This is a genomic window from Aeromonas finlandensis, from assembly GCF_000764645.1.
Classification (GTDB): Bacteria; Pseudomonadota; Gammaproteobacteria; order Enterobacterales; family Aeromonadaceae; genus Aeromonas; species Aeromonas finlandensis.
This window is the reverse complement of sequence record NZ_JRGK01000196.1, coordinates 1-4,964: the sequence shown is the minus strand read 5'-3', so window position 1 is coordinate 4,964 and position 4,964 is coordinate 1. Positions and strand designations below refer to the sequence as shown.

Annotated in this window: 5 protein-coding genes and 2 pseudogenes; 2 read left to right on the top strand and 5 right to left on the bottom strand. The window is 57.6% G+C overall.

Translation table 11 applies throughout. The features are described 5' to 3' along the window. The 3 genes from LD28_RS0112530 to LD28_RS0112520 all read right to left on the bottom strand — a co-directional run. The coding region (locus LD28_RS0112530; protein ID WP_033137300.1) for a YncE family protein at nt 1-1,091 on the bottom strand (1,091 nt) is incomplete at its 3' end. Between the two features lie 4 nt (nt 1,092-1,095). Continuing rightward, nucleotides 1,096-1,545 carry a hypothetical protein gene (locus LD28_RS0112525; protein ID WP_033137298.1) on the bottom strand — a complete coding sequence of 150 codons (450 nt, stop codon included), beginning with the start codon at nt 1,543-1,545 and terminating at the stop codon, nt 1,096-1,098. Between the two features lie 132 nt (nt 1,546-1,677). Next, nucleotides 1,678-2,163, bottom strand: coding sequence for a YqhA family protein (locus LD28_RS0112520; RefSeq protein WP_033137299.1), 486 nt, complete (start codon nt 2,161-2,163; stop codon nt 1,678-1,680). 266 nt (nt 2,164-2,429) lie between these two features. Between LD28_RS0112520 and LD28_RS0112515 the strand changes: the two genes are divergently transcribed. Further along, nucleotides 2,430-3,419: a DUF2860 family protein gene (locus LD28_RS0112515; protein ID WP_033137297.1), complete on the top strand. Its 990-nt coding sequence runs from the start codon at nt 2,430-2,432 to the stop codon at nt 3,417-3,419. Nucleotides 3,420-3,995: 576 nt separating this feature from the next. Then, nucleotides 3,996-4,100, top strand: a pseudogene (locus tag LD28_RS23050) (GNVR domain-containing protein); the annotation flags it as partial. A 17-nt stretch (nt 4,101-4,117) separates the two neighbouring features. Here the strand turns inward: LD28_RS23050 and LD28_RS0112510 are convergent. Both LD28_RS0112510 and LD28_RS0112505 read right to left on the bottom strand, forming a co-directional pair. After that, nucleotides 4,118-4,672 carry a cytochrome b/b6 domain-containing protein gene (locus LD28_RS0112510; protein ID WP_033137296.1) on the bottom strand — a complete coding sequence of 185 codons (555 nt, stop codon included), beginning with the start codon at nt 4,670-4,672 and terminating at the stop codon, nt 4,118-4,120. A 64-nt stretch (nt 4,673-4,736) separates the two neighbouring features. After that, nucleotides 4,737-4,964 (bottom strand): annotated as a pseudogene (locus tag LD28_RS0112505) (hypothetical protein); the annotation flags it as partial.

The window sequence follows — 4,964 nt, the reverse complement described above, 5'->3', positions numbered from 1 at the left end:
AGAATATGGTCGCCATCGCTCAGCAGATCCCGCGGATTCTGGCCCGGCAGGTGGCGCAAGAGCTGGGTCGCCTTGGCGCCCCCCTGAAACTTCTTGCGGCGGTGGCGGTTGTTGTTGGACTTGCCGCTGCGGGAGAGATCGAACACCAACAGATCTTCCGAGCCCGCCAGGGTCAGATAGACCCGCTTGCCGTCGGCGGCGAAGCGCGCAGCAAACGGGTTGGAGACGATCTGGCTGCGGTTGCCGACGCTTGGCAGATTAATCTGCAAAAAGAGCTGCTTTCTTTCATCGACCCGCTCTTTCTCCTCATCGAGATCGATGATGGAGACGGCCGGAAAGACGGTGCTCTGAAACTGGAAGGGGTGGCTGAAGCTCCATAGCACATGGGGCAACCAGGCTTCGCTGCCATCGGGGGAGAGGGCGATACCGTCCAGCAGGCGCGGCAAGCCCTGCGAGTCGCTCGGCGTCTCGCTGTGGGTCTCGGCCAGGGTGATGAGCTTGGGCTTGGGTAGGGCGGCGCTCTTGGCGCTGTTACCAAGCTTGGCGAGATCATAGATAGCGAGCTGGCCAGTCATGGCGTGGGTCAGCAGCAGGCGATCATCGTCGGTCAGGGCCAGCCCGCGGGGTGTCTCGGCGGTCTTTGCATCCAGCTGGAGGTTGCCGGCGGTGTCGTAGGCTTGTAGACGAGCCGATTCGAACAGCGTCACCCAGAACCACTGCCGCTTGGGATCGAAGATGACCCCATAAGGGCGATGACCAGTGGGGATCGCCTTTTCCAGAGCGAGATCATCATCCAGCAGCAGCAGGCGAGCGCCGCTGTAGTCGGTGACCAGCAGGGTGCCGTCATCGGCGCGGGCAAGCTGGCGCAGATCGCCCCCCAGCTGCACCTCTTTCAGCCGCTTGCCGCTATCGCGCTCAAGCAGGGTGACCGAGCCTGCACTCAGGTTGGCGGTGACGAGGCGCGGGCTTTGCCCCTCCTCATAGGCGAGCATCCCGGCGCCCATCTGCTGGGCAAGCGCAAAAGGGCTTGCCAACAGCAGGACCAGGGCCAGCAGGGGTGACAAATATGCAGAGAATGATGACTTCAACATGGGATCAGGTGCGCCATTTCAAGATGGTCCAGCGCCAGGCGTGGCGCAGCACCAGAGGAGTTAACGCCAACGCGCTCAGCCAGTGGGCCCAGCTGGCGAGGCTGCCCATGGCATCGCCCGGAGTGCCGTGCAGCACCAACAGCAGGCCGCTGGCCAGACAGACCAGCAGCAAGGCCTCGATGGTGCGACCTGTGATACGCAAAAAGGGTTTGTTGCTACGGTTCAGCAATGCGCGGTGGGAGAGCCAGAAGGCGCCAAACAGCAGGGGGAACAGGGTGAGCGAGAGCATCACGTGCAAAAACAGATTCCAGCGTGCCAGCGACCAGAGCGGGGTCAGCGGCTCCCACAGCAGCAGGCCGGAGAAGAACATCAGGTAGAGGCTGCCCTCGGCGGCCTGATGGTGGTAAGCCAGCCACTGCCAGAATTGTCGGGGTGAAAGGGAAAGGGTTGTCATAAAGGCTCCAGCACCCGGGCGGGGCAGCCCGGGGGGAGCAAGTCTATAACGCAGTAAGAGTAATGAAAAGTGTTATCAATTGTATTGCTGGTGAATCAAGGCTGAACAAGCACAGTGATCAAGCTCGACTATTTATTTATGCTCCGCCATCCGCTCGGTCACCGCATAGATGAGCGCGGCCAGCGAGAAGGCGAGAAACACCACCACGGACCACTTCATATCGACTTCGTTGATGATGCCATCTTCGAGGAAGGCTTTGAGTACCTCGACCCCGGCGATGGTCACCAACGAGTTGATGACGATGAGCTTGAGGGAGGCAAAGTTGATCTTGCTGAGCCAGTTGCTGCTAAGGGAGGCGCGCTGTTCTTCCGTTTGGATAAATTGCACATAGCCGCAGATTGCCACCAGGATCAGCATCTGGGCCACCAGTATAAAGTCCACCAGGGTCAGCACGCCGGTAATAAGATCCAAATAGGGGATCTCGAGGATGTTTACAGAAAGCTGATAGAGCTGCATGGCAAATTTCACCATCAGCAATACCACGCAGATGAGAATGCCAATGTAGAAGGGGAACATCATCAATCTGCTGCCATTGAGCATGAAATTGAATCGACGCATGAGTACTCCGATGTTGAAAAAGAGTGAATATGGCGCGAGCAGCCCGCAGTGTTGCACGACCGTGGGGACTCATTATGCCGGGTCGCCCTCTGCTTGCGCCTATAAAAAATAAAAAGCCATCATAAAAAATAAAACCGTAGCCCGCTGTCTTATTTGTGATTTTTCCCTGCCGTAACATGCCGCTTCTCAATTCAGGGGGGCAACTGCCTCCCTCCTATTTATCAGGCTCGGCCCACCGTTAGTGGCCGCTTGCCAGGAGTGTTGCGATGCGTATTGGTCTGCTGTTGGGTATGGGTGTGCTGGTTGCAAGCGGGGTTCAGGCACAAGAGCTGGGGGCGATTCCCGGGGAGTCGGGTTTTTCCGGCAGTGTGCTGGCGGGAGCCAGTGTCGGCGAGACCAAGTCCAATTTTGCCACGGGGAGTGCCGGCAGTGAGCGGATCGACGCTCTGGGTGCTGCCGTGCAGCAGCGCCATCTTGATCCGGTGATCAATGGCGATCTGCGCTACACCTTTGCCTCCACCGGTAGCCAGCTGTTTCTGGGCAACCTCATTCAGGATGCCATTCGCGGCGACGGTACCCAGCAGTTCGGGCTTCGCCAGCAGCTGGGGGACAAGGGGATCGTGGCCGGTTCGCTGGTGTTCAATGCCACCCCGGTCAAGGTGTGGCGCGATCCCTTTGCGGTGGGGGTGGAACGCCAAGAGAGCGATGTGCGCTCCCATGGTGCCCGTCTGGCGTGGGACAACATCTGGGGCAGCGCGCTCAGTGGCAGTGTCACCAGCCGTGACGTCAAGGTGGATGAGGAGGCCAGTGGCGAGCAGTATGGCCGCGCGGTGATGGGGATGCTGGATCGCAATGGCCGGGTCAACTCCGCCGAGCTCTCCTACCAGTTCCGGCTGGCGGACGATCAGTTCCTCGAGCCGGCATTGCGCTACCAGAAGGCGGATCTGGCGGGCAGTGCCGAGTCTTATGTGAGCAAGGGGTTGCAGCTCACTTACGCCAAGACCTCACCCCGCTGGTCGTTTGTCAGCAACCTCTATCTGGGCAAGCGCGACTATGACGAGGCCAACCCGCTGTTTGGCCAGCGTGCCGACAGCCGTGACATGGCTATCGATGCCACCCTCTTCTGGCACCAGCTGTTTGGCATCGCGCCGCTCTCTGCTGTCCTCAGCGCCAGCTACGCCAATGCAGACTCCGAGATCGACTTTTACGACATTCGCTCCACCAGCATTACCACGGGTCTGCTCTACCGCTTCTGATCCCTGTATCCGGCAGTGAGATGAGGTGCACAAACAGGGGCTGGTCAATCCAGCCCCTTGGCGATGGGCTGATTGCCCAGGCAATCGCCAATGCCATCCGTTCAGCTATTGAGCATGGGGACTCGCCAGGTCTCGATGTTGCAGGCCAGTTTGTTGGCCATATTGGGCACCCGCTCTGCAACGTGAGGGGGCGTTGCTAACGCCGGACAAGAGCGGCATCGACGTCATAGCGCTCTATTCGATGAAAAAGACTCTCTTTTTCTTGCGAGTGAAGCTGGGTATACCCGACAACCAGCTTCGGCGCGAGCGGTCTGGATCATCTTTTCAGGGCAACTGTCACACCGAGCACCAATTCGGATTTGGTTCATCACGTCATATCATTCACCGTTTTTCTATCCACATTGACAGCGACCTCTTAGTTGGTTTGAGCTGCATTGGTTATGGTAAGAGCGGAGTTTGGCCAGAGGGGGTGATGGCTAGCAAGAGAGGTGGCAGGCGAAAACCCTGATGCCAACATTGCCGCCATCTGAGTGACCGGAGACATCGTGTTGGTCAGGTGAATACCATCACCATACACCCAAGCGTCCCCTGGTCCTGCTGTTAGCCTCCCTGCTCGGTGGCATGCTGGGTGTGGGTATCGTGTTGGTTCGACATGCCTTTCGCAAGCCAGAGCAAACATGACAGTAGCGGCTGGCGATTTACTGTTTATCAACGATATCGCTGTTTTCCGGTAACCGCTTCTTACCCGTGAGCATGGCCCGGATCAAGTCGCCATGGGTGAGGCGGTCAATGACGATAACGGCGATCACATGGACGAAAATGGCCATCTCCAATGCGGTGGCAAAGCGTTCATGGATTCCTTCCATCACATCCTCGCCAAACAGATCTTCATAGTTGGTCAGAATACCGGTCACTGCGGTGCCCACCAGGCAGGTCAACAGCAGAATAATCATCAGGGAGCCAACGGGATTGTGCCCTGCATAATAGGGATGCTCACCTTTAAGCGTGGCTTTCAGATAGCCGATGACGCGGCTTGGGGTCGGAAACCACTGGCTGAATTTCGCATAGTGAGAGCCGGCAAATCCCCATGCAATACGGATCACCAACAGTCCAGCCAGGGTGTATCCGACATAGCGGTGGTTGCGCTCTCCCTCTTCGAGAATAAACAGGTTGAGTACGCAAAGTAGTACTGTGCACCAGTGAAAGGATCTGACCACGATATCCCATACGTTGATTTCATTGTTGTTGTTCATCATTGTCTCCATGCCATTGCGATGTGGCACAAACAACGTCAACGCTGTTTGTGCCACCGTCTGATTATTCCGTGTCCAGTTTTTGCTGAACCGCGATTCTGTTTTTAAGCGTAGATAGAGATACCAGCAGTGCGATGGCCGCCAGCAAACTGAGCGAGGCGGCGTATCTGCTTAATTCCAGTCCACCACTTCCCAGCGGTTTATCCAGAAAATCACCGACCACGGCACCCAGCGGTCTGGTCATGATAAAGGCGGCCCAAAACAGCAGGGTGCGCGAGAGCGAGGTCAACAG

Coding starts and splice junctions, on each gene's coding strand:
- LD28_RS0112525 (WP_033137298.1), bottom strand. CDS start 1,545: ATGACAACCCTTTCCCTTTCACCCCGACAATTCTGGCAGTGGCTGGCT.
- LD28_RS0112515 (WP_033137297.1), top strand. CDS start 2,430: ATGCGTATTGGTCTGCTGTTGGGTATGGGTGTGCTGGTTGCAAGCGGG.
- LD28_RS0112510 (WP_033137296.1), bottom strand. CDS start 4,672: ATGAACAACAACAATGAAATCAACGTATGGGATATCGTGGTCAGATCC.
- LD28_RS0112520 (WP_033137299.1), bottom strand. CDS start 2,163: ATGCGTCGATTCAATTTCATGCTCAATGGCAGCAGATTGATGATGTTC.